Source organism: Halomonas sp. A29 (assembly GCF_046723295.1).
Classification (GTDB): domain Bacteria; phylum Pseudomonadota; class Gammaproteobacteria; order Pseudomonadales; family Halomonadaceae; genus Halomonas.
The window spans coordinates 355055-378614 of the sequence record NZ_JAXQPR010000001.1; the positions used below are offsets into that span (position 1 = coordinate 355055).

Here is a 23560-nt window from a genome sequence, read left to right on the forward strand (position 1 = left end):
CGTACAGCATAGCCTGAGGGCATGCAGCATATGCTTTCCAGCCGGAGACCCCTCATGCATGCCCTGATCGTGTTCTGCCACCCCGAGCCGCACTCCTTCAACGGCGCCCTGAAGGACGTCGCCGTCGAAACCCTTCAGCGCCAGGGTTACAGCGTCGAGGTCTCGGATCTCTACGCCGAAGGCTTCGATCCGGTGGAAGGCGCGGCACACTACCCCGAGCGGGCCAAGGCCGATGCGTTCTTTCCGCTCACAGAGCAGCGCAGCGCCTATGAAAGCGGCACCCTGCCCGGCGACGTAAAGCGCGAGATCGAACGACTCGAACGCGCCGACCTGGTGGTCCTGCAGTTCCCGCTGTGGTGGCACGCCCAGCCGGCCATGCTCAAGGGCTGGTTCGATCGGGTGTTCGTCTACGGCGGGCTCTACTCAGGCAGGATGCGCTACGACCGCGGTAGCTTCCCTAACAAGCGGGCAATTCTCTCGGTGACCACCGGTGCTCCGGCGCCGACCTTCACTCGGCATGGCCGCAGCGGCCATATCGTGGCGCTGCTATGGCCGATCCACTATTCGCTCTACTACCTCGGCGTCAGCGTGCTGACGCCTCAGGTCACCTACGGCGTGCAGGGCGGCGGCCTGAACTACCAGGACGAGACGGTATTCCGTGAGCGCCTGGAAGCGGAGAAAGCCGCCTGGGCACGGCGGCTCCAAGAGCTCGACAACGAGGCGCCGATCCCCTTCGCCGGCTGGGACGACTGGGACGAGCAGGGCATGCTCAAGGCGGGGCATCCCCAGGCCTGGCAGCTATAGGGCCAGTTCATTTCTGCGCCAGGCGCTCCACCAACGGTTGGATGGAGACATCGCGCGGCTCGCCGTCGAAATCGTCCTGAATCAGCTCTGTCGCGCGCCGCTCGAGGTAGTGCCTGGCACCCTCGACCTCGGCGATGCGCTCGATATCGGCCAATGACTCGATCAGCTGCGGCGTCAGGCGGTCGAGCACCGGGCGCACCTCCTCGGCGAGATCGGGCGGATCGGCGAAGGTCGAGCGCCCCTCTTGCAGCCATTGGTGGTGCAGGCGACGCTGGATCTGCTTGCTGGCCTCGAACTGCTTCTCGAAGAAGCGTCGGGCGAAGTCCTCGTCGACGCCGGCCGCTTCGGCATCCTCCGCCACCTGGTCGAGAATCTGCGCCTCTCGCTCCGGCGCTTCGATGGGCGCGCCGCTGTTCCACTTGGCCTGGGCCACCAACGGTGCCACGTCGAGTCGTTCGTCGATCATCACCAGCATACGGTCGATGGCCGCCTTGTCCTCGTCGGGCGGCTCCGGTGGCTGCATCTGGCAACCGGCCAGCAGCAGCAGGGCCAAGGCGATGACGAGAGAGCGTGCAGAGTAAAGGAGGGGTACCTTACGCAACGACATGACGATCCTCTCTTGACTGTTGAGGTAGTTGAGGCTCTGTGTAAAAAGTCGGCGAGCGATGGTCAGACAAGGCAAAAAACGGCGAAAAGACGGAGTTTACGAGCTGTAAATGAGTACTTTGAGCCGATTTTTAACGCTGTATGGCCGAGCGCAGGCACTTTTTGGACAGAGCCTAGAGTGTGGCAGGAAAAACTCAACCTAGCCCAGCCGCGTTTCCTTGACCGTCCTGGTTGGGCTCAATGCTCCCCCCGCTGGGATTCCTGCCACTCCTCGGCAGCCTCCTCCACGCCGGGTTCATCGCCGCGGTTACGGGCTCCCTGGCGGTAGGCTTCCTCCTCGCGCACGTCGTCGATCACGGTCATCAGCTCGTCCACGTCCACGGTGCTGGTGTCATGCTCGAAGCAACCGGTCAGTTGGCTTTCGGGGTGCAGCTCCCCGGCTTCAAATAGCGCCCAGATCTCCTTGCCGTAGTCGGTGCCGAGCAGCTCAGGGGCGAAGCGGCCGAAGTAGCGGCGCATGTTGTCCACGTCGCGCTCGAACATCCACTCAGCGCTGTTGTTGCCGGCGGCGTCCACCGCCTGAGGCAGGTCGATGATCACCGGGCCATCGGCGGCCAGCAGCACGTTGAACTCGGAGAGATCGCCGTGTACCAGGCCCGCGCACAGCATCTTGACCACGTCGCGGATGATCTTGGCGTAGTAGTCACGGGCTTGCTCGGCGCTCAGGGTCACGTCATCCAGGCGCGGGGCTGTCAGGCCATCGGCATCGCTGATCATCTCCATCAGCAGCACGCCATCGATGAATCCGTATGGCTGCGGCACCCTTACATCCGCTGCCGCCAGCCGGTAGAGGGCATCGACCTCGGCATTCAGCCAAGCCTGCTCCTGCTCCTTCTGGCCATAGCGGGTCTTCTTGGCCATGGCCCGTGAGCGGCGGCTGTTGCGCTCGCGGCGCCCCTCCTGATACTGCACCGCCTGTTTGAAACTGCGCTGTTTTGCCTCCTTGAAGACCTTGGCGCAGCGACGCTCCCCGTGGGAGCGAACCACGTAGACCTGGGCCTCCTTGCCGCTCATCAACTGACTCTCGACCGCCTCGATCAGACCGTCGTCGATCAGTGGCTGCAATCGCTTGGGTACCTTCACCTATCCCCCTTCTGTTCTCAGCGGCAATCAGCGGCTGACACGCCGGGCGCGGAACGAGCGCCCCTTGAGTTTTCCCGTGCCGAGCTGGGCAAGCGCCGCCTTGGCAACCTCGCGCTGCACGGCCACGTAGGCGCTGCGCTCCAGCACCTTGATCTTGCCTACCTGGGCGCCCTCGATGCCACCATCGCCGGTCAAGGCACCGAGAATATCACCGGCGCGCACCTTCTGCTTCTTGCCACCGTCGAGCTGCAGCGTCGCCATTTCCGGCAGGAAAGGCTCCCGCGACAGCACGCTGCGAGGCGGCAGCGGCGCCTCCTCGAGCGGCTCGCCGAGAAACTCGACCAGTCGTTCGAGGCGATAGGCTTCCCGCTCGCTGATCAGGGTGCAGGCGATGCCCGAGCTGCCGGCGCGGCCGGTGCGCCCGACACGATGCACGTGCACTTCGAGGTCACGGGCGATCTGGTAGTTGAATACCGCATCCAGGGCTTCGATATCCAGCCCGCGTGCCGCCACATCGGTGGCCACCAGGATGGAAACGCTGTGGTTGGCGAACAGGACCAGGATACGGTCGCGGTCACGCTGCTCCAGGTCGCCATGCAGCGCCAGGGCACTGAAGCCCGCCTCGCAGAGGGCATCGGCGACCTCCTGGGTCTCGCGTCGGGTGTTGCAGAACACCACGCTGGAGCGTGGCCGATGCAGCAGCAGCAGCCCGCGCAGCGCCGAGAAGCGCTCCGCCTCGTCCGCCACCCGGTAGACGCGCTGGCGAATGGTGCTCTCGTCATGGCTTTCGGCCACCGCCACCTCGGCCGGCTCGCGCATCAGCCCTTGGGCGATGCCCCTGACCTCGTCGCTAAAGGTGGCGCTGAACAACAGGGTCTGACGGCTGGCAGGCGTCTCGGCGATGATCGCCTCCATGGTGGCCTGGAAGCCCATGTCGAGCATGCGGTCGGCCTCATCCAGCACCAAAGTCTCGAGCGAAGCGAGGTCGAGCGAGCCCTTGCGCAGGTGATCCTCCACCCGGCCCGGAGTACCCACCACCACATGCGCACCATGCGCCAGCGAGGAGAGCTGTGGGCCCATGGGAGCCCCTCCGCACAGGGTCAGAACCTTGACGTTGGGTAATGTGCGCGCAAGCCGCCGGATCTCGCCGGCCACTTGATCGGCCAACTCGCGGGTGGGGCATAGCACCAGCGCCTGCACGCAGAAGCGCGATACCACAAGCCGCGACAACAGCCCCAGACCGAAGGCCGCGGTCTTGCCCGAGCCGGTCTTGGCTTGGGCAATCACGTCCTGGCCCGCGAGCATCGGCGGCAGGCTTCGCGCCTGAATGGGCGTCATGGCGAGATAGCCGAGCGAATCGAGATTGGCCAGCAGCTCTGGTGCCAGCGGCAGCGAGGCAAAGGCCCCGTCGTTGGGAGAATCGGACACGGAAACGACCTGAGAAAGATTGAGCGGTGCCAAAGCGGCAAGCAAGCGAGGGTGAATGCGAAGGCACGAGCCGAGGCTGAGCTTCGTCTGAAAGGAAGGCGGGCAGAATAGCAGATAAAGCGGAAGGCTGTCGCACTATCGGCAGTTACGGGTCAGCAAGTGCTTACTGGGGCGGCGCAGCAGGTTGAGCCGGCACGGTGTAGGCACCGTACCGGTTCGTCTTGGTCAGGGTGGATAGGCGTGTGGCCTGGCCAGGCCCAGCTAGGTGGATGACAAGGCGGGCTCAGCCGTTGCCTGCCGCGGCTCGTCCAAGCGCTCCTCCCAGCCTCCGGCCAAAGCCCGGTAGAGCCCCACCAGGGCGGTGGCGGCACGCACGTTGCTCTGGGCCAGGCCATCTTCGGCATCCAATCGCGAACGCTCGGCATCGATCACCTCGAGGAAGTCGACCACGCCGACCTCGAAGCGCACTCGCGCCTGGCGGGCCGCCTCGGCGCTGGCCGCGGCAGCCGCCTCCAGGTGCTCGCGCTCGCGCAGCGACTGGGCATAGCGGGCGAGCGCCGTCTCGGCTTCTTCCAGCGCCAGCAGCACGGCCTGCTCGTAGCGCGCCAGGTTGGCCTCGGCGTCGGCATCAGCGGCGGCCATGCGCGCCCTGACTCGGCCACTGTCGAGGAACGACCAGTCGACGCCCAGTGCCACCAGCCGGGTCTCGCTGTCACGGCTGAACAGGTCGCCGGTACTGGCGGCCTGGGTACCGAGCAACCCGTTCAGGGTGAAGCGCGGGTAGAGGTCGGCGGTGGCCACGCCGATGCTGGCGGTGGCGGCATGCAGGCGTCGCTCGGCCGCGGCGATATCCGGACGGCGACGCAGCAGTTCACCGGGCAGGCCGATCGCCACTCGTTCGTGCAGTGCCGGCAGTGGCGCGGGCGTTTCCAGTCGAGCGACCAGGGCGCCTGGCTCACGCCCGGTCAGCACCGCCAGGCGATGGGTGACGGCGGCGATCTCGCCTTCCAGCGCCGGTATCCGCGAGAGCGTGCTCTCCAGTTGCGCCCGGGCGCGCACGCTGTCGAACTCGGTGCCGCGCCCCGCCTCCAGCCGAGCCTCGACCAGCGCCAACGACTCACGCTGGTTGTCGGCATTGGCCCGGGCCACGCGCAGCTGCTCCTGCAAGCCGCGCAGGCGCACATATTGGTCGACCAGCTCACCGACCACGACCACCTGCATGGCACGCACATCTGCCGCCGAGGCCTCTGCCTCCGCCTGCTGGGCCTCCACGGCGCGGCGTACGCGGCCGAAGAAGTCGAGTTCCCACAGCGCGGCGACGCCGGCGTCATAACTTTCGAAGTCGCGCTGCGAGCGTGTCGCCTGCGGCATCTGGTCGGCACTGGCGCGCTGGTGGGCGGCAGTGCCCTGGGCGGTGACGCTGGGTGCCAGATCGCGACGCGACTGGCGCAGCAGCGCCAGGCTGCGGTCGTGGCGGGCCAGGGCGATGCGCAGGTCGTGGTTGGCGTCGAAGGCTTCCTCGACCAGCTCGCTCAGCAGCGCATCATCGAAACTGCGCCAGAAGTCACGCTCCACGGCCTCCGCGGTGACGAGCTCCGGCTCGGCACGTACCAGGGCAGCGGACTCAGGCAGCGTCGGCGTGCGGTAATCGGGCCCCACCGCGCAGGCGGCCAGTGCCAGGGTCAGCGGCAATAGAAGTAGGTTACGCATGATAGGCACCCTCCGCAGGCTGCGCTTCATGGGGCTCGGCCTGCCCGCGTGTGACCAACTTGCGCAGGGCAACGTAGAACACCGGGGTCAGGAACAAGCCGAACAGGGTTACGCCGATCATGCCGGCGAACACCGCCGTGCCCAGCGCCTGGCGTACCTCGGCACCGGCACCGCCGGCCAGCATCAGCGGCACCACCGCCGCGGTGAAGGTGATCGAGGTCATGATGATCGGACGCAAGCGCAGGCGGCACGCTTCCAGCGCCGCCTCGACGATGCCGCGTCCCTGCATCTCCAGTTCGCGGGCGAACTCGACGATCAGGATGGCGTTCTTGCACGCCAGGCCGATCAGTACCACCAGGCCCACCTGGACGAAGATGTTGTTGTCTCCGCCGGTGAGCTTCACGCCGATCAGCGCCGAGAGCATGCACATCGGCACGATCAGGATCACCGCCAGCGGCAGCGTCCAGCTCTCGTAGAGCGCGGCCAGCGCCAGGAATACCAGCAGGATGGCGAGCGGGAACACCACCAGCGCCGCCCCGCCCTGGTTGACCTGCTGGTAGCTCAAGTCGGTCCACTCGAAGGACATGCCCGCCGGCAGCACTGCCGAGGCGAGCTGCTCCACCACCTCGATCGCCTGGCTCGACGACAGCACCTGTGGGTTGGCCTCGCCCATGAGGTCTGCCGCCGGGTAGCCGTTGTAGCGGATCACCGGGTCAGGGCCGAAGGTGCGATCGATGCGAATCATGCTGCCGATCGGCACCATCTCGCCATGAAGGTTGCGGGTGCGCAGACGCTCGATGTTCTCCACGTCCATCCGGTAGTCGCCGTCGGCCTGGGCCATTACCTGCCAGGTGCGGCCGAAGCGGTTGAAGTCGTTGACGTAGACCGAGCCGAGGTAGACCTGCAGGGTCTCGAACAGGTCGGTCAGCGCCACGCCCTGGGTCTTGGCCTTGACCCGGTCGACGTGCAGGTCGAGCTGCGGCACGTTGGACTGGTAGGAAGTGATCGGGTAGCCCATGCCCGGCGCCTGCATCAGCGCACCGCTGAAGCCATCGACGGCCTGCTGCAGTTCGCCGTAGCCCAGCCCGGCGCGGTCCTGGATGAACAGCGAGAAGCCCGACCCCGAGCCGATACCGAGGATGGCCGGCGGAGTGAAGGCGAAGCTGAACGCCTCCTGCATGGCACCGAGCTTGCCGTTGAGTTCGGCGACGATCTCATCGGCACTGCGCGAGCGCGATTCGAACGGATCGAGGCCGAAGAACACCGTGCCGGTGTTGGGGGTATTGGTGAACTGCAGCGGGTTGAGCCCGGGGAAGGCCACCGCCGAGGTCACGCCTTCGGTTTCCAGCGCCAGCTCGGTCATGCGCCTGATCACCGCCTCGGTGCGGTCGAGGGAGGCGCCTTCCGGCAGCTTGGCCCCGCCGATCAGGTACATCTTGTCCTGGGTGGGGATGAAGCCGCCCGGCACCATCTGGAACATGACGCCGGTGCCCGCCAGCAGCAGCGCATAGACGGCGAACACCGCGCCGCGCCGACGCAGGCTGCGCGCCACACCGCCCTGGTAGCCCTTGGAGCTGGCATTGAAGAAGCGGTTGAAGGGGCGGAACAGCCAGCCGAACAGGAAGTCGATCAACCGCGACAGACGATCCTTGGGCGCATCGTGGGGCTTGAGCAGCAGCGCAGCGAGCGCCGGTGACAGCGTCAGCGAGTTGATCGCCGAGATCACCGTGGAGATGGCGATGGTCACCGCGAACTGGCGGTAGAACTGGCCGGTGACGCCCTCGAGGAAGGCCATCGGCACGAACACCGCACACAGCACCACCGAGATGGCGATGATCGGCCCGCTCACCTCGCGCATGGCTTGGTGGGCCGCCGCCAGCGGGGCGAGCCCCTCCTCGATGTTGCGCTCGACGTTCTCCACCACCACGATGGCATCGTCGACCACGATGCCGATGGCCAGCACCAAACCGAACAGGGTCAAGGTGTTGATCGAGAAACCGAGCAAGTGGAGTACGGCGAAGGTGCCGACGATCGACACCGGTACCGCCAGCAGCGGAATCACCGAGGCGCGCCAGGTCTGCAGGAACAGCGTGACCACCAGTACCACCAGCAGCACCGCCTCGAGCAGGGTCTTGATCACCGATTTGATCGAGTCGCGCACGAACACCGTGGGGTCGTAGACGATGGTGTGTTCCACGCCCTCGGGGAAGCGCTCGGCCAGCTCGTCCATCTTCTCGCGCACCGCATCGGAGAGCGCGATGGCGTTGGAGCCGGGGGCTTGGAAGATGCCGATGGCCACCGCCTGCTGGTTGTCGAGCAGTGCGCGCAGCGAATACTCGGCGGCGCCGAGTTCGATGCGGGCCACGTCCGAAAGATAAGTGATCTGGCCATCACTGCCGGCCCTGACCACGATGTTGCCGAACTCCTCCTCGGTGGTCAGACGGCCTTGGGCATTGATGGAGATGAGGAAATCCGACGAGGACGGTGTCGGCGGCGCACCGAGCTGGCCGGCCGAGACCTGCACGTTCTGCTCGCGGATCGCGGCGATGATGTCGCCGGCGGTGAGCCCGCGGGCGGCGGCACGGTCAGGGTCGATCCATACCCGCATGGCGTAGTCGCCGGCGCCGAACAGCATTGCCTGGCCCACGCCTGGCAGCCGCGCCAGCTCGTCACGCACGTGCAGCGCCGCGTAGTTGCGCAGGTAGGTGCTGTCGTAGCGGCCATCTGGCGAGATCAGCTGCGGTACCATGGTCAGGTCGGGCGACTGCTTGTCGGTGGTCACACCCTGACGGCGCACCGCCTCGGGCAGCCTCGCCAGCGCCTGGCTGACCCGATTCTGTACCTGCACCTGGGCGTCGTCCGGGTCGGTACCGGGGCGGAAGGTCAGCGTCATTGCCAACACCCCGTCGGAGCCGGCCACCGACTTCATGTACATCAGGTTCTCGACCCCGGTGATCGCTTCCTCCAGCGGCGTAGCCACCGTCTCGGCAATCTCCTTGGGGTTGGCACCGGGATAGACCGCTCGCACCTGCACGGTGGGCGGCACTACGTCGGGGTATTCGCTGACCGGCAGCAGCGGGATGGTGATGGCGCCGGCAATGAAAATCAGGATCGACAGCACCGCGGCGAAGATCGGCCGGTCGACAAAGAACTTGGCGAAATTCATGACAAGACTCCCTTCCGAGGCGGGCAAATCGCCCGCCCCGAAACGTCATTCAGGGGTTATGGTTATCTGGAGTCGTAATGCTCGGCGCGTCGACTCAGCGCATCGCAGCGTACTCGCCGGAAGCCGCGCCTGGCCCGCGCATATCGACGCTCTCCACCGCCACCGGCATACCGGGGAAGAAGATCCGCTGAGCACCGCTCACCACCACCTGATCAGTCGGCTCGAGGCCTGAAGCCACCACCCGCAGGCCGTCTACCATGCGGCCGAGCTGCACGTCGCGACGCATGGCCCGGCCCTCGCCGTCGACCACGTAGACATACTTGCGGTCCTGGTCGGTGAGCACCGCCTTGTCGTCGATCAGCAGGGTGTCCTCGGCGCTGCCCGCCAGCAGCTGTACGCGGGCGTACATGCCGGGAGCGAAACGGCCCTCACTGTTGTCCAGCACGGCACGGGTGAGGATAGTGCCAGCTTCGGCATCGAGATGGTTGTCGACGAAGTCGACCACGCCGCGGTAGGGGTAGTCCTCGTCATTGGCCAGGCCCACGCGTACCGGTATGCCGCCATTACGGAAACTGGCCTGGCTGCCGTTGCGCGCCATGGCGTCGTAGTGCAGGTAGGCCCGCTCGTCGCTGTGGAAGTGCACATGAACCTGATCCAGGGAGACGATGCGGGTCAGCGGCGTGGCTTCGGAAACGAGGTTCCCCGGAGTGACCATCGCCCTGCCGGCGCGTCCGGCAATGGGCGCGCGCACTTCGGTGAATGCCATGTTGAGCCGGGCCGTCTCGGCACTGGCCTGGGCGGCGAGGATATCGGCCTCGGAGGTGGCCGCGGCAGAGCGCCGCTGGTCCAGCTCCTCACGCGAGATTGAGCGGCTCTGGGCCAGCGCCTCGGCCCTGGCGGCTTCGCTGCGTGCCAGCTCGGCCCGTGCCCTGGCCCGCTGCAGTTCGGCTTCGGCCCGCTCCAGCTCAGCGCGATAGGGGCGCGGATCGATGACGAACAGCACGTCGCCCTTCTCGACCTCCTCGCCTTCGACGTAGTTGACGCTTTCGATATAGCCCGACACGCGCGGCCGCAGGTCGACCGTTTCCACCGCCTCGATGCGCCCGGTGAAGGCGTCCCACAGCTCCACATCCTCGACCAGTACCTGCGCGACGCTGACCTGGGGAGGTGGCGGCCCCTGGTTGGCACCTTCCTGGTCGGCTTGGCTTTCGCACCCCGTCAGAACGACGAGCCCGGCTACCATGGCGATGACCATGAGAGTTTGCCGGCTCCCTCGACTTCCGAACATCTTGTGGACGTTCATTGTTTCTTTTCTCCCAATACCAAGTAGCAGTTTGCTGTGTCGTTATTCATCCCGGCCGGCAACTTACTTCTGCCTCAACTTTATAAATGTCGTTCGGTGGTGTGATTAATCGACAGCAAACTTCGCCGAACGCCACCATATAGTGTTACCGGGCACTTGATTAGTCGGGCCGACAGGGAAATACTGTCCCGTTGGCGGGACAGTCACCGTGCAGCCTGCTCGTCTTCATCTCGCAGTATTTTTCCCCTGGCGCAGTGTTTCCCCTGACATTGCATGTACGGCACAGGACAACGACTATGCTGCAGGACCTCAACGACGCCCTGATCTTTGCCAAGGTCGTGGAACAGGGCAGCTTCAGCGCCGCCGCCAAGCAACTTCGTCTCGGCAAGACGACGGTCAGCCGCAAGGTGCAGGACCTGGAGCGGCGCCTGGGTGCGCGACTGCTCCACCGCACCACTCGCAACCTGAGCCTGACCGAGGCCGGCGCCATCTACTTCGATTACTGCAACCGCATCTCCCGCGACCTGAGCGAGGCGGAAAAGGCCGTGCACCACCTCGAGGAGAGCCCCCGCGGCTGGCTCAGGGTGACTGCCCCTTTCACCATGTGCACCGAGTTCACCTCGGTACTGATACGGGATTTCCGCCAGCTGCATCCCCAGGTACGTATCGAGCTGGTACTCTCCAACGAGCGCCTCGACCTGGTGGCCAACCAGATCGACGTGGCCCTGCGAGTCGGCGCGCTGCCAGACTCCAGCCTCGTGGCACGCCCCCTGGCCCGTTTCCGCTCGTTCGTCTATGCCAGCGAAACCTACCTCGCTCGACATGGTGAACCGCGGACGCCATCGGACCTGGCTTCTCATCCGGTCCTGGCCAAATCCATGGACCAACGCGGCCAACGTTACGTCTGGCAGTTGAGCAACAGCGCGAGCCAGGAAACCGTCGAGGTTGAAGTCGATCCGGTCGCCATTGCCAACGACCCCTTCGCCCTGCGCGGCATGCTCGAAGACGGCCAGGGCATCATGCTGGCCAACGAGTTCGTTGTCTGTCTCAGCGCGGAAGCCACGCGTCCACGGCGCATCCTGGAAGGCTGGGAGGGCCCCGTGGTCGAAATGAATGCCGTCTTTCCCGGCGGCAGCCTGGTATCACCCAAGGTGCGCACTTTCGTCGACTTCGTCGTCGAGAGCATGCGGATCGCAAGCCTGTCGGCGCCCGAGCCGTGGCAGCCTCCGATTTACACCGGCACCCCGGCCGAGGCCATCGACGAGCCGGCTTGAGCCGGCTGCCGGGGCGCCGCATGCCACCTCACTCGATATCGGGCAATACCGCCTCGGCTTCGATCTCGATCAGCCACTCCGGCTCGGAGAGACCGCTGACGACCACCCAGGAAGAGGCCGGCGGCGACTGGGGAAAGCGCGAGCGCAGCGCCTGCACGACTCCCTCCTGATCGTAGCGGGCAGGTTCGGCGATATAGATACGCAGCATCACCACATGCGACAGGTCGCCTCCCAGCGTCGCCAGGATCGCTTCGATGTTGTCCAGCGCGGCAAAGGTCTGTCCCTCGAGGTCGGGGCCGACCAGACACTCGTGGGCATCGACGCCAACCTGTCCCGAGAGATGAACCCGATAGCCTCCCTTGACCATGACGGCCTGGCTGAAGCCGTACTGCAGCGTATTCGGCAGGCCGCGCGGATTGATGACTTCCCGTTCCACACCTTTCATATCTCCCCCTCCTCTCGTCATTGGGTTGTGATTGACTCAGGGCTCCACGTTCAGCGGTCTTCCAGGCTGACGCTCGGATTCTTCTCCGGTATCCAGCCCCAGGAAGCCGCCGGACTGGCGGCGCCACAGCGAGGCGTAGAGCCCGTCGCGCGCCAGCAGCTCCCGATGCGTGCCGCTCTCGACGATTTCCCCTTCGTCGATGACTATCAGTCGGTCGAGCATGGCGATGGTCGACAGCCGGTGGGCAATGGCGATCACCGTCTTGCCCACCATCAGCGTGTCGAGCTGCTCCTGAATCGCCGCCTCGACTTCGGAGTCGAGTGCCGATGTTGCCTCGTCGAGCACCAGGATCGGCGCGTTCTTGAGCAGCACTCGGGCGATGGCGATACGCTGACGTTGCCCCCCGGAGAGCTTGACGCCGCGCTCGCCGACGTGGGCATCCAGACCGCGGCGACCTTCGAGATCCACCAGCTCGTTGATGAAGGTATCGGCGTGGGCGCGACGTACCGCGTCCCATATCTCCTCCTCACTGGCATCGGGGCTGCCGTAGCGGATGTTGTCACGCACCGAGCGATGCAGCAGCGAGGTGTCCTGGGTAACCATGCCGATCTTCCGGCGCAGCGACTCCTGGGTGACCCGGGAGATGTCCTGGCCATCGATCAGGATGCGTCCGCCCTCAAGGTCGTAGAAGCGCAGCAGCAAGTTGGCCAAGGTCGACTTGCCTGCCCCCGAGCGCCCGATCAAGCCGACCTTCTCGCCTGGTGCGATATCCAGCGTGAGGCCATTGAACACCCGATTCGTCTCGCCATCCGGGCGGGCGTAGCCGAAGCGCATCGCTTCGAAGCGGATCTCGCCGTGGGCAACCATGAGCTCGGTGGCATCGGGTGCGTCCTTGATCGCCGGTTCCTGAGCGATGGTATTGATGCCGTCCTGAACCGTGCCGATGTTCTCGAACAGCCCCGCCACCTCCCACAGAATCCAGTTGGACATGAAGCGAATGCGCATCACCAGGGCGATGGCCACGGCAATGATGCCAAGCGATACGGCACCGAGGTACCAGGCGCCAATGGCTACCGCTGCCACACCGGCCAACAGCAGCGAGTTGAGCAGGGTCAGGCTCACCGTGAGGCCGGTGGCCAGGCGCATCTGGCGGTGCACGGTGATCATGAACTGCTCCATGGCATCGCGGGCATAGGCCTGCTCGCGCCGGGTATCGGCAAACAGCTTGATGGTCTGGATGTTGCTGTAGCTGTCGACGATGCGCCCCGTCATCACCGCACGGGCGTCGGCCTGCTCCATGGAGACCCGCCGCAAGCGCGGCACGAAGTACCACAGGATGGCCACGTAGCCGACCAGCCACACCACCAGCGGCAGCATCAGCCAGGGCTCGGCCTGACCCATCAGCAGCATGGCGCCGGCGAAGTAGACCAGCACATAAACCATCAGGTCGAGCAGCTTGGTGACTGTCTCGCGGATCGCCAGTGCCGTCTGCATCACCTTCTGCGAGACACGCCCGGCGAACTCGTCTTGGTAGAACGCCAGGCTCTGGCTGAGCATGTGGCGGTGCGCCATCCAGCGCCCGAGCATGGGATAGTTGCCGAAGATGCCCTGATGCATCACCAGTGACTGCAGCAAGGTCAATAGCGGCAAGCCGATCGCCACCAGTGCCGCCATGCCGGCCAGGCGCCAGCCGTACTCGGCGAAGAACCCTTCGCGTTCGGCATTCGAGAGCCAGTCCACCAGGTCGCCCATGTAGCTGAAGAACATCACCTCAGCGGCTGAGACCAGCGCCGTCAACAGCGCCAGCGCGACGAGCAGCGGCAACAGCGGACGCGAGAAGTGCAGGACGAAGGCGACGAGCCCCCGCGGCGGTGTCCCGACCTGCCCCGAGGGGTAGGGGTTCACCAGCGTCTCGAAATAACGGAACATGACAACTCCATCGTCAAGAAAACTTAGGAAACAGCAATTTTGGAGCTTACCGAATGTGCTCCTGACTTGCTGACAGAGTGCAGGCTAAAACCTAAACTTAAATTGAGGTCAAGAGAGTCGTTGGGAAAATTTCGAAAAAAGAGCTGAACACCATACGAGTCTTGCAAGTGGATGCAAAATCAAACTTGGTGATTGTTTTCATCAATAACACTTATATATGAAACCCATGGTACGAGGATCGGTCATCATGACTTGTCAGACATCTGGCGAAGCGCTAAAACCGTCTCCCCAGCCGCAGTCAAGGAGACGCAAGATGCCGGCTCACCTCCAGCGCGACCTCAGCGTCGGCGAAGTTGCAAAACGCAGTGGACTGGCGGTTTCCGCGATTCATTTCTACGAGGCCAAGGGTCTGATCAAGAGCCGCCGCAATGCCGGCAACCAGCGGCGCTTCACCCGCGACGTACTGCGCCGCGTGGCGATCATCAAGGTTGCCCAGCGTACCGGCATCACCCTGGCCGAGATTCGTAACGCCTTCGATGCCCTGCCGGACTTCCGCGCTCCCACCGCCGCCGACTGGCAGCGTCTCTCGGTGAACTGGCGGCACGCCCTGGATGAGCGGATAACCCGCCTCGCCCACTTGCGCGACCAGCTCGACCACTGCATCGGCTGCGGCTGCCTGTCGATGGGGGAGTGCCCGCTGCGCAATCCCGAAGACGAGCTGGCCGCCGAGGGCACGGGGCCACGCCTGCTCGATCCCGATTGAATCATCTATTCAGTGCCTTCGTCTCGGCACCGTTTAACCGTCCGGCTACGTTCCCTTTAGGAACTGCTATCTTGGTGAGAGCCAAGGAGAGAGCTGCCATGCACGATACCCTCGTCCTCTACACCAATCCCATGTCCCGTGGGCGTATAGCTCGCTGGATGCTGGAAGAGGTCGGTGTGCCCTACCGCACCGAGAACCTTCCCTACGGCCCAGCCATGAAAGCTCCCGGCTACCTTCACATCAACCCCATGGGCAAGGTTCCGGCACTACAGCACGGCAATACCGTGGTGACCGAGTGCGCCGCCATCTGTGCCTACCTGGCCGACGCCTTTCCTGCCGCCGGCCTGGCTCCACCACTGACCGAGCGTGGCCCCTATTACCGCTGGCTGTTCTTTGCCGCCGGTCCGCTGGAGGCCGCCGTGACGGATCGCGACCTGGGCATGGAGCCCAACATCGAGCAGCAGGGCCGGGTCGGCTACGGCACCATCGAAGCGGTGCTGGAAACTCTGGAACAGGCACTGAGCGAGCACGAATACATTGCCGGCCCCCGCTTCACCGCAGCCGATGTCTATCTCGGCTCGCACATCGGCTGGGGGTTGCTGTTCGGTAGCCTGGAAGCGTGTCCTGCCTTCGTCGATTACTGGGCGCGGGTCAGCGATCGCGATGCCTATCGGCGCGCCACCGCGCTCGACGACCAGGCGATGGGCTAGGCTTCAGCCAGCCTCCAGTCATTGTCGGTGAGCGACTCTGCGCCCTGCGGCGTGACCCGCACGGTATCGCTTAGCCCGACACCCCACACACCTGGCACACGCAGGCAGAGCGGCAGGTGAAAAACCATGTCGGTCTCGAATGCGCGCTGCTGCCCACGGGCAATATAGCCACTGCCCTCGACCCAGCTCGGCGGAAACTGAGCGCCCACGGCGTAACCGAATACGCCCGAGAAGAACACCTGGTCAGCATGCGGCTGAAGTACCGCTTCGGCGGCAAGGGCCGCCGCGTCGAAGGTGTTGCCGGTACGCATGGCATCGGTCAGGGCATCGAATATCTCGCGGCAGGTATCGCCCAGGTGGTGCATCTGCGGCGAAGCCCGGCCCGCCACGACCGTTTTCATCATCGGCGCGGTGTAGCGCCGGTAGGCGGAACCGAACTCAAGGAACACCGGCTCGTCGGGCGCGATGCGATGCCGCTGATGGTTCATGTGGATCACGCTGATGCGCCGGCCGCTGGTAACGATGGGCTGCATGCTCATGAACTCACTGCCCGCCGCCAACATGGCGCGTGCGCCCTCCGCCGCCACGTCGCTGTCCATCATGCCGGCAGCAATGACCCGCGTGGCCGCTGCAATCCCCAGCGAGGTGATCCGGGCGCTCTCACGCAGGCAGGCAAGCTCCGCGTCGCTCTTGACGATGCGAATGCGATCGAGCAGCCCGCCGCCATCGTCGCGGAAGCGCTCGACACCCAGACGCGCCTGCAGTTCGCGCAGCACCCCGTGACGTAATCCCGCCCCATAAAGGTCGAGGCCGATGGAGCGAAACGGGGCCAGGGTCTCGGTCAGGGGGTCGATCACCTCGGCGATGTCCTCCCAGCGATAGCCCAGCAGCTCGTCCACCCGTGCAGTGACCACCGCCGGCCCGGTCTCGATGGAGGGCACCTGAAGTACCAGCCGCCCGGCGGAGCAGACGAGGCAGGTATGTACCGAGACCTCGAAGGTGTTGTAGCCGGTCAGGTAGTAGATGTCGGCAGGGTCCGTCAGCAGCAGGGCGTCCAAGCCGGCCTCCTGCATGGCGTCTCGCACGCGGGCCAGGCGGGCATCGAACTCACCCATGGGAAAGGCCAGCTCACTGGCCTCGAGCTGCGCCGCCAGGGCATGGCGGTACTGGTGATGATCCATGGCACGGCTCCGTCGATTGCGGGAATCTCAGAGCAGTGTAGTCGTGACCCGCATCACGTCAGCCGTCGGCGAGGCGAAATAGGGCTGTTCCCGAACAGGCCGGTTTCGTAGAATCCAGCCTCGTACCCGATTCGACAGGAATAAGCTATGGGCAGGGCCTTTCAGAACCGCAAGGAATCCATGGCCAAGACGGCCGCCGCCAAGACCAAGGTGTACAGCAAGTACGGACGCGAGATCTACGTCTGTGCCAAGCAGGGCGGCACCGACCCCAACGGTAACCTGACGCTGCGCGGCTTGATGGAGCGTGCCAAGAAGGATCAGGTGCCGAGCCACGTGATCGAGAAGGCGCTGGACAAGGCGAGCGGCGTGGGCGGCGAGGACTACTCAACGGCCCGTTACGAGGGCTTCGGTCCGGGCAACTGCATGGTCATCGTCGATTGCCTGACCGACAACCCCAACCGCACCTTCGGCGACGTACGCGCCTGCTTCAACAAGGCCAAGAGCAAGCTCGGCACCCCGGGCAGCGTCAGCCATATGTTCGACCACTGCGCCATCCTCGCCTTCGCCAGCAGCGACGAGGAAGCCGTGCTTGAAGCGCTGATGGAGGCAGATGTCGACGTCACCGACATCGAGAACGAAGAGGGTCATATCACCGTCTTCGCCCCGCATACCGAGTATGCCAAGGCCAAGCAGGCGCTGATCGATGCCTTCGGCGAGATCGAGTTCGAGGTCGACGAGATCCAGTTCGTACCCCAGACCACGACCCCGATCGCAGGCGACGACGTGGCCATGTTCGAGAAGCTGGTCGATGCCCTCAACGATCTAGACGACGTGCAGAACGTCTTCCATAGCGCCGAAGTGGCATCCTGACGCAATGCGCCGCGCCGGAATCACCGGCGCGGCGCATCGTTCGGCAGCAATCCAGGCGGTGTCAATCGCCCTTTGCGGGCGACGAGCTGCCGCCCGTCGGCTTTTCGCCAGGCATACTGGCGGCGCCCTTCTTGGCCGCTTCGCTGCCGGACTGCTGGGAAGCCTCCGGCTCGGAAGCGCCGGCCTTGGCAAAGCGTTGCTCGCTGGAGGGGTTTTCCACATAGCTCGAAGCATTCGACGACGGCGTCTTGGGTAACGTCGCATGCGAAGTTTGCGTCGAACGAGCCTCCTCCTTGAGCCGCTCGGCGGTCTCATGGATCTTTTCCTCGGCCCGATCGAGCTGTTCCTGACCGGCCTCCTCGGCGCGATGCAAAGCTCGATCACGCATCTCACCAAGGTGGCGGTTCTCGATGCGGGTAGGCGAGAACAGGCTGCCCAGTATCGCCCCCACGGCAATACCCAGCGCACCGGCTACCAGGGGGTGCTCCTGCACGAAGTGGGTCGACTGGCTACCGGCATCGCGTGCGCGATGGGTGACGGCCTGCATGGCGGAATGCTGGCGATCCCGCAGATGGGAGGAGCGCTCGCGTATCTGCTCTCCCATATGCTGGGTACGCTCCTTGACCTGGCCACCCAGGTGTTCGGCCCTGTCACGCAGATTCTCGGCCATCTGTTGCGCCTTGCGGGTCATGCCGTGGCCATGCGCCTCGTCGCCGTGCCGGGGTGTCGCCCCCAGCGCCGCCGGGTCATGGCCGAGGGTCGTCGTTCCGGCACCGCTAACCGTGCTACCCGACATGTCACCGCCATCGCGCATGCCAGTGGCAGGCATGGTGGAACCGGGATATCCGCCTGAGTAACGACCTTGCGCGTCGTCGTCATGGTTGGAGCTACGCTGCGCCAGCAGTAGCCAGCCCAAGCCGATACCGGTCACCATCACGGGAAGGGGATTGTCTCTGAGCGTTTTGCCCAGGCTGGAAACGATCCGGTCGGCCCCGCCCTGGCGTAGATAGTCATAGGTCATATTCATAAGCCTCTCAGGAGAAAATCTTGCTTCGATCTGATTAAGGGTTTCGTCCAGGCGTGCCCGTGTCTGATGGATCTCATCCTCGATCTCGTCGGAACTGCGCCTTCCGTCATGGCTCATCTCAGCTCCTCCTTGACCACCTCTTCATGCTCCTGGGTCAACGCCTTGTCGCGCCGTAGGCTCGCCATGGTGCGGGTCGGCATCAGGTTTTCCTGCTTGAGCTTTTTGCGTCCCGACTGGAGCATGATGAGGCCGATCACCACCACGACCCCGCCGACGATAAGGGCGGAGAGCCATGGGGTAGTCTCGGGAGGAAGGACGGTATTGAGGCCAAAGACCGCAGCGGCAAGCAGCACCAGAAAGCCGCACATCAGTATCGCGCCGGCGATCGCTATCGATGCAAGAGCGCCCACCGCCTGGCTGGTCTTCTCGCTCATTTCGACCTTGGCCAGTTCGGTCTCCTTGCGTACCAGTGAGGTCACTTCCCGTGCCAGGCTGGAGAAGAGAGAACCGATCGAGGATTCTCCCGTACGAACTCTGTTTTCCGCTTCCATAGGTGTCGCCTCCCTTGCATCTCTCGGCAAAGCATTCTCTCAACGAAAGCCAACGCTCTCGTCTCAGGTGCTGCGACTCAACGGTTCGATACGTTGCTGTGGCTGGAGCTACGCATGAAACGAGACAGCATGAAGCCGGCGGCTATCGCTCCTCCCATGAACAGCGCCGGATGCTGGCGACTGTAATGTCGGGTCTGCTCCATCAGCGCTTCAAGGTCACGCTCGCGCAGGGTGCGTGAAAAGGCGTCGGAGCGCTTGGCCAGCTCATTCACGCAGCCGGAAAAGTAGGGTTGCTCCTGGCGCTCGAACTCGTCGGCCATCTTATGCAGGACAGTGGTCACTTTCTCAGCCTGATCGGCCGCTGCCGCCTTCTGCCGGTCAAGCAGGCTCTCGGCCTGCACTTTGGCCGCCTCGCGCAGTTCATCACGAGTCTCTTCGGCCTGGCGGAGGATTTGATCGCGATCGAGACCATGCTTATCGCTACCGTTACCAGCACCTGCCTCCGAACTCATGCGGCTAGGGGTATCGCTCATTTGTCACCTCCATGTTTTGCCATATCTCCATGTTTTTCCATGTGCTATTTCGCCCGCAAAAGGGGCTCCATGCAATCAGTCCAATCCAAACGCCAAATTTGGCTGATACTCGAAAAATAGTAGCCAGGCCAGGCCTGTCAATTTCTTTAAAGAGGATGAAGAAGAATGCATAACAGTGAAGCAAAAAGCGGATAAAAAAGATTACTCTTCATCGCCTAAAGCCCAACATGGGGACATGCACTACATTCCGGTCAGAACAGGTCGAATGGCAGAGTTCAAGGCCACCTGGCAAGGCCGGCATGGTGTTCGAGAAAATCGCCGATGCCCGAGGAGTACTCCGGTTCGCTCACGACGAAGCCGGTATTGTGGCCACCGTGAATGACAAGCATCTCCTTGGGCTCGTTTGCGGCCCGAAAAACCGCCTCACCCTCGGTGAAAGGGATGACTTCGTCGCTGCGGCTATGGATCACTAGTACTGGCGCCTCGATACGCGCCACGTAGCGCTCGGTGGGGTAATCCAGCGTAGCCAGCCAGCGCACCGGCAGAAAAGGATAGAGTTGCTGCCCCAATGCCGGCACCGAACGAAACGGCGACTCGAGGATCACTGCGGCCGGCTGGATCTGCGGTGCCAGCGAGGCAGCCAGCTCCGCCGCCACGGCCGCCCCCAGCGAGCGTCCGAACAGCACGATCTCGTCAGCCGACGCTCCGGCCTGCTCGGTCAACCAGCGCCAGCCGGCCCGGGCATCCCGGGCCGTGCCCACTTCGGAGGGGCTGCCCTCGCTGCGGCCGTAGCCACGGTAGTCGAGGATCAGTACCGACAAGCCCAGGCGGTGAAACTGCTGGATCGAGTCGATACGATGGGAGATGTTGCCGGCGTTGCCATGCAGGAACAGCAGTTGGCCACGGGCGTCCTCGACGGGAATCCACCAGGCGTCGAGGGTTACGTCATCCTCGGTCACCAGGTCGACCTGCTGCCACGCCAGGCCGCGGTCGGCCGGCGTGGCAACATGTTCCCGCCCCATGTGCGGCAGATAGAGCAGCCGCTCCTGGAAGAACCAGGCCAGCAGCACCACTAGGCCATAGATACCGGCCAGGGAGGAGATCACGCGCAGCATACGCTCGCTCCCTGGGCCGCTAGCCCGGTTGGATGAAGGCCCGGTACGTCTCCCACACATCGGCCACGCTGGCCTCCAGGAAGCGCTCGCCATGCTCCACGCTAGCCAGGCTCGGGTCCGAGCCCATGCGGCCATCGGGGAAGCGGCGACGGAACTCGTCGGCGTCGCACTGGGCGCTGCCACGCGGGGCGATACGCGGCGACATGCTCACCTGCTTGATCGCCTCGGGCCGAGCGAACCACGAGAGCGCCACTTCCGAGGCGGTGGCATGGGTACCCTCGGCATCGCCATAGAGCGACTCGGCCAGCTCACGCACCCGAGGGCCGGCGAACCAGTTGCTGGTGGTCAGGTGCAGCTCGCCGGCGGGCTGGGAGCCAGCGCGCATGCTGCGCTCGGCGTAGATCTCGGCGAAGGCCGCACTCAGGGTAGCAATGTTGCCGCCATGGCCGTTGAGGAAGAGCACATGGGTGAAACCATGGCGAGACAGTGAAGTCACGGTATCCCGCAGCACTGCGATCAGCGTGCTGGGGCGCAGGCTGATGGTGCCGGGAAACGCCAGGTGGTGCTGCGCCACGCCCAGGTTCTGGGTCGGCGCCACCAGCACCCCGTGGCGCTCGCCGATTTCCCAGGCGATCGTCTCGGGGCAGATGGCGTCAGTACCCACCAAACCATTGGGGCCGTGCTGCTCGGTGGAGCCGATCGGCACGATAATTCCGGTTTCGCGCTGCAGGTAGGTCTCGACCTCCTGCCAGGTAGCGTGTTGCAGCCGCATGTCGCCTCCTCGTGATCAGCCCTGCCCGCCGCTGCTATCGCAGCCCATCATCCCCGCCTTGGCCCAGCTCTCGCCGTCCACTTCGTTGAAGAATACCTGTACGCTCTGCTCGGAGACGCCGTAGACCTCGACGAAGGCTTCGGTGATACGGCGCGCCAGCTCGCGCTTCTGCGCCAGCTCACGGGGGAACTGCTGGATGGTCACGATGGGCATGTCGGCTCCTGTCATGGGCGGGGTCGGGAATACCCCATGGTCGACCCAAAGGAACGCTGCCGCAACCTCACGCTTGCAAGCCCGCCCGGGCATAGCTACTCCGCAGGCGGGTCGCTGTATTCCATTCGCGACCACAGGCTGCCCTGCAACAGGTCGCAGTCCTGCTCACGCAAGAAATCAGCCTGCTGGCGCGAACCGACCCCGCTTGCCGCCACGCGCACTCCCAGCTCGTGCGCCATGCCGATGACCGAGCGGATGACCGCCTGACGCCGCGAATTGTCGAGGCAATCATCGATGAACAGCGCATCGAGCTTGAGCGTGTCGATGGGCAACAGGCCGAGGTGGCCAAGAATGGAATGGCCTCTGCCGAAACCGTCGACGGAGAGCCTCACACCCGTTGCCTTGAGCCGCTCGAGCACGGCACCGGCGTGACCGGGATCCTGCATCAGCCCGCCTTCGGTCAGCTCGATCTCGAGCAGGCCCGCTGGCAAGCCGCTCTCGTCGAGCACGGCGCGAACGCTTTCGACCAGCACATTGCCCACCAATCCCTCGGCCGGCACGCCAACCACCACTCGTAGCCCGGAGCCGGCCTCGTACCAGGAGCGGGCATGCCGGCAGGCCCTGGCCAGTACCCAAGGGCATATTTCCTGCAACTGATCGTTGTCTCGGGCAGCCGGCAGCCACTGCGCCGCTTCCAGCACACCGAAGCGCGGCGAACACCAGCGCGGCTGAGCCGACACTGCCACGACCTGGCCGCTACGTGCGCACAGCACGGGGCTGTAGCGCAGCTCCATTTCACTGCGTGCCAAGGCATCGCGAAGCTCACAGCGCAGCGCAATGCGATCGGGGCCGTCGTCGAGCAGGTCGTGCGAGAATACACGATACTGCATGCTACCCTTGGCCTGTGCCTTGCGTCTGGCCAGGTTGGCGTGCCGCATCAATTCAGTGACCGTGCCGCCATGATCGGGATACAGCGCAAGCCCGATGCAGCAGCTGGCAAAGAGGGTTCGCCCGGACAGCTCAATGGGCTGGTGGGTGCGCTCCAGCAGCCGTTCGACGACCGGGATGACTGCCTCCAGGGCTGTCACGTCGGGCATCATGGCCATTATCTCATCGCTGTCCAGGCGGCTGACATCGCCCTTGAGGTCGACGACTTCGGTAGTCCGCTGTGCCACCAGGCGCAAGCAGGCATCCCCCATGGGTCTACCCAGTGAGTGGTTGATCTCCTTCAAGCGATCAATGTCGATATGCAGAACGGCGACCTTCGTATCTTGCTCGGCGGCTCGTACCAGCAATGACGCCAGGTGATGCTCGGCATGGCGGCGTGTCGTCAGGCCAGTGACATCGTCACGGCAGGACTGGCTGGCCGGATCCTGGGATCGGCTCTGGATGACAAGCTGGCGCATGAGACTCCTTCCCCGCGATACAGCGATTCATTCGTCAAGACTGAATCAAGTTTTCCCTAGATAACCGAGTGAACTCACGCCAGGTCGTTATAGTTATTCATCTTGCACTGTTCAGATATCACGCAAATCCTCCTTAGTCAAAAGGGGATTTGTAATCCTCTCAAAACGTAATTTAGTTATTTTCGTTATGTTCTCAGCCACCTACATAGAGAACGGCGTTCTCTTTTATTACTCAATCATGAAATTCGTAACACACTGAAACGGCCAATCCCTTCACTGCAGGCTAGTTTTTACGACAGTAAGATGAAACATCGGTAAAACCACCTCATGTCGAAAGGAAGGATCCAGACAATGCCAGCTAAATCAGAAGCTCAGCAAATGGCGGCCGGAGCCGCCCTTGCCGCCAAGCGTGGTGAGAAGAAGGTCGGCGAACTCGAAGGCGCGTCCAAGCAGATGTACGAGTCCATGGACGAGAAAGAACTCGAGAAAATGGCCTCGACCAGCCAGAAGGACAAGCCCACCCATAACCGTAAGTCGTGAGGTCTTCGCTTCTGCATTGACGAAGCCCAGCACGCAGCGACTAGGCTTAAGCAGAGTGTCGAGTCTACGGC

The 23560-nt window shown here is 64.1% G+C and carries 22 protein-coding genes; 6 read left to right on the top strand and 16 right to left on the bottom strand.

All coding sequences use genetic code 11. From position 1 onward, the window contains the following. Positions 1-54: 54 nt before the first annotated feature. The gene (locus SPH52_RS01750) at positions 55-804 is read left to right on the top strand and encodes an NAD(P)H-dependent oxidoreductase (protein WP_411793277.1); all 750 of its coding nucleotides are present in this window, start codon (positions 55-57) and stop codon (positions 802-804) included. Between the two features lie 7 nt (positions 805-811). Here the strand turns inward: SPH52_RS01750 and aroQ are convergent, their stop codons facing one another. The 6 genes from aroQ to SPH52_RS01780 form a co-directional block, all read right to left on the bottom strand. Then, positions 812-1411, bottom strand: coding sequence for a gamma subclass chorismate mutase AroQ (aroQ, locus tag SPH52_RS01755; RefSeq protein ID WP_411793278.1), 600 nt, complete (start codon positions 1409-1411; stop codon positions 812-814). Between the two features lie 236 nt (positions 1412-1647). Next, the gene (locus SPH52_RS01760; protein WP_411793279.1) at positions 1648-2553 is read right to left on the bottom strand and encodes a PA4780 family RIO1-like protein kinase; all 906 of its coding nucleotides are present in this window, start codon (positions 2551-2553) and stop codon (positions 1648-1650) included. Between the two features lie 27 nt (positions 2554-2580). Then, a complete protein-coding gene (gene dbpA / locus SPH52_RS01765) occupies positions 2581-3981 on the bottom strand; it encodes an ATP-dependent RNA helicase DbpA (protein WP_411793280.1) in 1401 nt (466 codons plus the stop codon). A gap of 261 nt (positions 3982-4242) precedes the next feature. Continuing rightward, on the bottom strand, positions 4243-5691 hold the full coding sequence (locus SPH52_RS01770; protein WP_411793281.1) for an efflux transporter outer membrane subunit: 1449 nt from the start codon (positions 5689-5691) through the stop codon (positions 4243-4245). Continuing rightward, positions 5684-8857: an efflux RND transporter permease subunit gene (locus SPH52_RS01775; protein WP_411793282.1), complete on the bottom strand. Its 3174-nt coding sequence runs from the start codon at positions 8855-8857 to the stop codon at positions 5684-5686. Before SPH52_RS01775 ends, SPH52_RS01770 begins: the two co-directional genes overlap by 8 nt. 94 nt (positions 8858-8951) lie before the next feature. Then, entirely contained in the window at positions 8952-10160 is a 1209-nt protein-coding gene (locus SPH52_RS01780; RefSeq protein WP_411793283.1) for an efflux RND transporter periplasmic adaptor subunit, read from the bottom strand. A 296-nt stretch (positions 10161-10456) separates the two neighbouring features. On the opposite strand from SPH52_RS01780, the gene SPH52_RS01785 reads away from it, so the two are divergent. Beyond that, positions 10457-11434 carry a LysR substrate-binding domain-containing protein gene (locus SPH52_RS01785; RefSeq protein WP_411793284.1) on the top strand — a complete coding sequence of 326 codons (978 nt, stop codon included), beginning with the start codon at positions 10457-10459 and terminating at the stop codon, positions 11432-11434. Positions 11435-11462: 28 nt separating this feature from the next. On the opposite strand, the gene SPH52_RS01790 is transcribed toward SPH52_RS01785, so the two are convergent. Next, on the bottom strand, positions 11463-11879 hold the full coding sequence (locus SPH52_RS01790) for a RidA family protein (protein WP_411793285.1): 417 nt from the start codon (positions 11877-11879) through the stop codon (positions 11463-11465). Positions 11880-11915: 36 nt separating this feature from the next. Beyond that, on the bottom strand, positions 11916-13808 hold the full coding sequence (locus SPH52_RS01795; protein ID WP_411793286.1) for an ABC transporter ATP-binding protein: 1893 nt from the start codon (positions 13806-13808) through the stop codon (positions 11916-11918). Positions 13809-14121: 313 nt separating this feature from the next. Here SPH52_RS01795 and soxR point away from each other — a divergent pair, with 313 nt between their 5' ends. Together soxR and SPH52_RS01805 are read left to right on the top strand one after the other, a co-directional pair. Continuing rightward, entirely contained in the window at positions 14122-14571 is a 450-nt protein-coding gene (gene soxR / locus SPH52_RS01800) for a redox-sensitive transcriptional activator SoxR (RefSeq protein ID WP_411793287.1), read from the top strand. 98 nt (positions 14572-14669) lie between these two features. After that, complete coding sequence (locus SPH52_RS01805; RefSeq protein ID WP_411793288.1) at positions 14670-15281, top strand: glutathione S-transferase family protein; 612 nt, start codon at positions 14670-14672, stop codon at positions 15279-15281. Here the strand turns inward: SPH52_RS01805 and SPH52_RS01810 are convergent. Beyond that, positions 15278-16462: a M24 family metallopeptidase gene (locus SPH52_RS01810; RefSeq protein ID WP_411793289.1), complete on the bottom strand. Its 1185-nt coding sequence runs from the start codon at positions 16460-16462 to the stop codon at positions 15278-15280. The genes SPH52_RS01805 and SPH52_RS01810 overlap by 4 nt on opposite strands. A 147-nt stretch (positions 16463-16609) precedes the next feature. On the opposite strand from SPH52_RS01810, the gene SPH52_RS01815 reads away from it, so the two are divergent. Further along, positions 16610-17332, top strand: a complete 723-nt coding sequence (locus SPH52_RS01815; protein WP_411793290.1) for a YebC/PmpR family DNA-binding transcriptional regulator — start codon at positions 16610-16612, stop codon at positions 17330-17332. Between the two features lie 61 nt (positions 17333-17393). Here the strand turns inward: SPH52_RS01815 and SPH52_RS01820 are convergent, their stop codons facing one another. The 7 genes from SPH52_RS01820 to SPH52_RS01850 form a co-directional block, all read right to left on the bottom strand. After that, positions 17394-18476, bottom strand: coding sequence for a DUF3618 domain-containing protein (locus tag SPH52_RS01820; RefSeq protein ID WP_411793291.1), 1083 nt, complete (start codon positions 18474-18476; stop codon positions 17394-17396). After that, positions 18473-18910 (bottom strand): phage holin family protein, encoded by a 438-nt coding sequence (locus tag SPH52_RS01825; RefSeq protein WP_411793292.1) that lies wholly within the window; start codon positions 18908-18910, stop codon positions 18473-18475. The genes SPH52_RS01820 and SPH52_RS01825 overlap by 4 nt, the downstream gene beginning before the upstream one ends. Positions 18911-18987: 77 nt before the next feature. Beyond that, positions 18988-19443, bottom strand: coding sequence for a hypothetical protein (locus SPH52_RS01830; RefSeq protein WP_411793293.1), 456 nt, complete (start codon positions 19441-19443; stop codon positions 18988-18990). Positions 19444-19718: 275 nt separating this feature from the next. Continuing rightward, on the bottom strand, positions 19719-20558 hold the full coding sequence (locus SPH52_RS01835; protein WP_411793294.1) for an alpha/beta hydrolase: 840 nt from the start codon (positions 20556-20558) through the stop codon (positions 19719-19721). A 19-nt stretch (positions 20559-20577) separates the two neighbouring features. Then, entirely contained in the window at positions 20578-21330 is a 753-nt protein-coding gene (locus SPH52_RS01840) for a creatininase family protein (RefSeq protein WP_411793295.1), read from the bottom strand. Between the two features lie 15 nt (positions 21331-21345). Continuing rightward, positions 21346-21543: a tautomerase family protein gene (locus tag SPH52_RS01845; protein WP_411793296.1), complete on the bottom strand. Its 198-nt coding sequence runs from the start codon at positions 21541-21543 to the stop codon at positions 21346-21348. Positions 21544-21638: 95 nt separating this feature from the next. Next, positions 21639-22949 (bottom strand): putative bifunctional diguanylate cyclase/phosphodiesterase, encoded by a 1311-nt coding sequence (locus SPH52_RS01850; protein ID WP_411793297.1) that lies wholly within the window; start codon positions 22947-22949, stop codon positions 21639-21641. Between the two features lie 351 nt (positions 22950-23300). Between SPH52_RS01850 and SPH52_RS01855 the strand changes: the two genes are divergently transcribed. Then, positions 23301-23489 (top strand): DUF3008 family protein, encoded by a 189-nt coding sequence (locus SPH52_RS01855; RefSeq protein ID WP_411793298.1) that lies wholly within the window; start codon positions 23301-23303, stop codon positions 23487-23489. Positions 23490-23560: the final 71 nt, after the last annotated feature.

What these genes read in the sequence shown, in the direction of transcription:
- SPH52_RS01750 (WP_411793277.1), top strand. Translation starts at nt 55, where the DNA reads ATGCATGCCCTGATCGTGTTCTGCCACCCCGAGCCGCACTCCTTCAAC.
- aroQ (WP_411793278.1), bottom strand. Translation starts at nt 1,411, where the DNA reads ATGTCGTTGCGTAAGGTACCCCTCCTTTACTCTGCACGCTCTCTCGTC.
- SPH52_RS01770 (WP_411793281.1), bottom strand. Translation starts at nt 5,691, where the DNA reads ATGCGTAACCTACTTCTATTGCCGCTGACCCTGGCACTGGCCGCCTGC.
- SPH52_RS01775 (WP_411793282.1), bottom strand. Translation starts at nt 8,857, where the DNA reads ATGAATTTCGCCAAGTTCTTTGTCGACCGGCCGATCTTCGCCGCGGTG.
- SPH52_RS01780 (WP_411793283.1), bottom strand. Translation starts at nt 10,160, where the DNA reads ATGAACGTCCACAAGATGTTCGGAAGTCGAGGGAGCCGGCAAACTCTC.
- SPH52_RS01785 (WP_411793284.1), top strand. Translation starts at nt 10,457, where the DNA reads ATGCTGCAGGACCTCAACGACGCCCTGATCTTTGCCAAGGTCGTGGAA.
- SPH52_RS01790 (WP_411793285.1), bottom strand. Translation starts at nt 11,879, where the DNA reads ATGAAAGGTGTGGAACGGGAAGTCATCAATCCGCGCGGCCTGCCGAAT.
- SPH52_RS01795 (WP_411793286.1), bottom strand. Translation starts at nt 13,808, where the DNA reads ATGTTCCGTTATTTCGAGACGCTGGTGAACCCCTACCCCTCGGGGCAG.
- soxR (WP_411793287.1), top strand. Translation starts at nt 14,122, where the DNA reads ATGCCGGCTCACCTCCAGCGCGACCTCAGCGTCGGCGAAGTTGCAAAA.
- SPH52_RS01805 (WP_411793288.1), top strand. Translation starts at nt 14,670, where the DNA reads ATGCACGATACCCTCGTCCTCTACACCAATCCCATGTCCCGTGGGCGT.
- SPH52_RS01810 (WP_411793289.1), bottom strand. Translation starts at nt 16,462, where the DNA reads ATGGATCATCACCAGTACCGCCATGCCCTGGCGGCGCAGCTCGAGGCC.
- SPH52_RS01815 (WP_411793290.1), top strand. Translation starts at nt 16,610, where the DNA reads ATGGGCAGGGCCTTTCAGAACCGCAAGGAATCCATGGCCAAGACGGCC.
- SPH52_RS01820 (WP_411793291.1), bottom strand. Translation starts at nt 18,476, where the DNA reads ATGAGCCATGACGGAAGGCGCAGTTCCGACGAGATCGAGGATGAGATC.
- SPH52_RS01825 (WP_411793292.1), bottom strand. Translation starts at nt 18,910, where the DNA reads ATGGAAGCGGAAAACAGAGTTCGTACGGGAGAATCCTCGATCGGTTCT.
- SPH52_RS01830 (WP_411793293.1), bottom strand. Translation starts at nt 19,443, where the DNA reads ATGAGCGATACCCCTAGCCGCATGAGTTCGGAGGCAGGTGCTGGTAAC.
- SPH52_RS01835 (WP_411793294.1), bottom strand. Translation starts at nt 20,558, where the DNA reads ATGCTGCGCGTGATCTCCTCCCTGGCCGGTATCTATGGCCTAGTGGTG.
- SPH52_RS01840 (WP_411793295.1), bottom strand. Translation starts at nt 21,330, where the DNA reads ATGCGGCTGCAACACGCTACCTGGCAGGAGGTCGAGACCTACCTGCAG.
- SPH52_RS01845 (WP_411793296.1), bottom strand. Translation starts at nt 21,543, where the DNA reads ATGCCCATCGTGACCATCCAGCAGTTCCCCCGTGAGCTGGCGCAGAAG.
- SPH52_RS01850 (WP_411793297.1), bottom strand. Translation starts at nt 22,949, where the DNA reads ATGCGCCAGCTTGTCATCCAGAGCCGATCCCAGGATCCGGCCAGCCAG.
- SPH52_RS01855 (WP_411793298.1), top strand. Translation starts at nt 23,301, where the DNA reads ATGCCAGCTAAATCAGAAGCTCAGCAAATGGCGGCCGGAGCCGCCCTT.